Raw genomic sequence first — 2037 nt, 5'->3', positions numbered from 1 at the left:
TGGCTTTTCCATGTCTCTTTCCATGGTCGACAGTGGTGGACCGCGATTAAGGCGCGGTTAAGGCACGATGAACTTTCCATGACGCAGTTCGACCCGGCGCGTCGCCAGTCGGTCGACCACGCGGCGGTCGTGAGAGACCACCACCATGGCCTGGGGCAATCCCTCCAGAATGGCCAACAGCCGCTCCAGCGCCTTCTCGTCCAATGCGTTGGAGGGTTCGTCCAGCAACAGGACCTCGGGCCGCATGGCCAGCACGGTCGCCAGGGTGACCAGCCGCTTCTCGCCACCCGAAAGGCGGATCGCCACCCGGTCACGAAACTCCGGGATGCCCAAGGCCTCCAGGGTCTCGTCCACCCTCCGCGCCGCCTCGGCGCGCCCCAGGCCCAGGTTGAGCGGTCCGAAAGCCACGTCCTCGGCCACCGTTGGGCAGAACAACTGGTCGTCGGGGTCCTGGAACAGCAAGCCGGCGCGCGCACGCACATCGATAAAATCCTCCTCGGACCGCCGCTCCCGCCCGAAGGCCGTCACCGTTCCCGCCTGGGGATGCAGCAGGCCCACCATCAAGTGCAGCAAGGTGGTCTTGCCGGTGCCGTTGGCACCCACCACCGCCACCCGTTCTCCCGCTGCCAGGGCAAAATCGAGGCCAGCCAGCACCGGCCGGCCAGAGTCATAGGCGAAGCCCAGGCCGGAAAGGATAAACAGGCTCACGGCAATGCCTCCAATCCCACCAGGCCGGCTAGGCCGCCCAGGAACAGGACGACGAAGGCCGCGTCCGCCCATCCGAAGGTCATCTCGTCGACCAAGTGTAGATGGCCATCGAAGCCCCGGCATTTCATCGCCGCCAGCACCCGCTCGGAGCGTTCGACACTGCGCACCAGCAACATGCCGACCAGATAGCCCAGGCTGCGCCAGGTATGCCGGTCGCTACGCGGCCGGAAGGCGCGGGCCCGCATGGCCAGTCGCAAACGTCCGTATTCCCGCTGCAGGACGTCGACATAGCGGACCATGAGCAGCAACAGATGGATCAGGGCGTCCGGCACCTTCAGATGCTTGAGGGCATGGCCGAGGGCCGAAAGTTCCATGGTCCCCGCCAGCGCCAGCAGGGCCAGCAAGGCCGCGTTGGCTTTGAGCGCCACCGCCAGGGCCTGCAACAAGCCTTCGCGGCTGGCCGGCCAGGGCCCCAGGAGAAACAGTTCCTCGCCCGGCACGGTGAAAGGCAGAAGGGCCAACGCCATGACCACGAAGGCGTCCATGGCCGCCAGCTTACGCAGGGTCGGCCGCCACGGAAGACCGGCCACCGCCGCCAGGAGGACGGCTAGGACCAACGCCGCCGCCAGGGCCGCCGTCTCGCGGAGAGAGATCGTCACCACCCCGAAGGCCAGAGCCGCCAGCAGCCGCAGACGGGGATCGAGCCGCTGCACCGGTCCTTGGACGACGGAATCGCGGAAGTCCGGGTCGATCATGGGCGCGGCGCCCGGCGGCCGAGAAGGAAGAAGGCTATTCCCGCCAGGCCCAGGATGTAGCCGATGCCGCCCAGGACGTCGTGCCAGCGGATGCGTTCCTCGTAGGCGGCGATCTGGGCGCGCAGCGGCGCGATCTGACGGGCCACCGCCAATTCCAGGTCGCCGGCTCCGGGCGGAATGCGGGCCGCGTCGCCGGCCGGCAGGGTCACGGGGAACTCCTCCGCCTTGACCACGAAGGTGGCAGCATGGCCGTCGTCAAGGTCGACCGTCAGCAGATGATCCATACGGCTTCCCACCGGCAGGGAAAAGCCGCCGTCGGGCCCGGTGGCCGCTTCTCCGAGCAGGGCGCCATCGGGACCCTTGGCCCGCACGGTAAGGCCGGCTCCCTTGCCGCCGCCGCCGAAGGTCACCACACCCTTGATCCGGTCGCCCTCCGCCGTCGCGAACAGATTTATCCTATGGGCCCAGGCCGGTGCGGTGGCCAGGACGAGGAGAAGCAGGGCCGCGATCCCGGTCTTGCCCATGGCGGTAGGAGCCTCCGTTGAAATCGTCATACTGTTTCCGCGAGTATAGG

The 2037-nt window shown here is 67.7% G+C and carries 3 protein-coding genes; all 3 read right to left on the bottom strand.

Annotation, left to right across the window (positions count from 1 at the left end):
• Nucleotides 1-57: 57 nt before the first annotated feature.
• The 3 genes from H7841_18315 to H7841_18305 are packed head-to-tail and all read right to left on the bottom strand — an operon-like array spanning nucleotide 58 to nucleotide 2017.
• Nucleotides 58-708 carry an energy-coupling factor ABC transporter ATP-binding protein gene (locus H7841_18315; GenBank protein ID MEO5338813.1) on the bottom strand — a complete coding sequence of 217 codons (651 nt, stop codon included), beginning with the start codon at nucleotides 706-708 and terminating at the stop codon, nucleotides 58-60.
• On the bottom strand, nucleotides 705-1463 hold the full coding sequence (gene cbiQ / locus H7841_18310) for a cobalt ECF transporter T component CbiQ (protein MEO5338812.1): 759 nt from the start codon (nucleotides 1461-1463) through the stop codon (nucleotides 705-707). Before cbiQ ends, H7841_18315 begins: the two co-directional genes overlap by 4 nt.
• Nucleotides 1460-2017 (bottom strand): hypothetical protein, encoded by a 558-nt coding sequence (locus tag H7841_18305; GenBank protein ID MEO5338811.1) that lies wholly within the window; start codon nucleotides 2015-2017, stop codon nucleotides 1460-1462. Before H7841_18305 ends, cbiQ begins: the two co-directional genes overlap by 4 nt.
• Between the last annotated feature and the right edge of the window lie 20 nt (nucleotides 2018-2037).

Origin of the sequence: Magnetospirillum sp. WYHS-4 (assembly GCA_039908345.1) — a bacterium.
In the GTDB taxonomy this organism is placed as follows: Bacteria; Pseudomonadota; Alphaproteobacteria; order Rhodospirillales; family GLO-3; genus JAMOBD01.
Note: the sequence above shows the minus strand (reverse complement) of the source record. Positions and strands in the feature narration are given on the sequence as shown.

Excerpts from the sequence above, each read along its gene's own strand:
- cbiQ (MEO5338812.1), bottom strand. The coding sequence starts at position 1,463 with ATGATCGACCCGGACTTCCGCGATTCCGTCGTCCAAGGACCGGTGCAG.
- H7841_18305 (MEO5338811.1), bottom strand. The coding sequence starts at position 2,017 with ATGACGATTTCAACGGAGGCTCCTACCGCCATGGGCAAGACCGGGATC.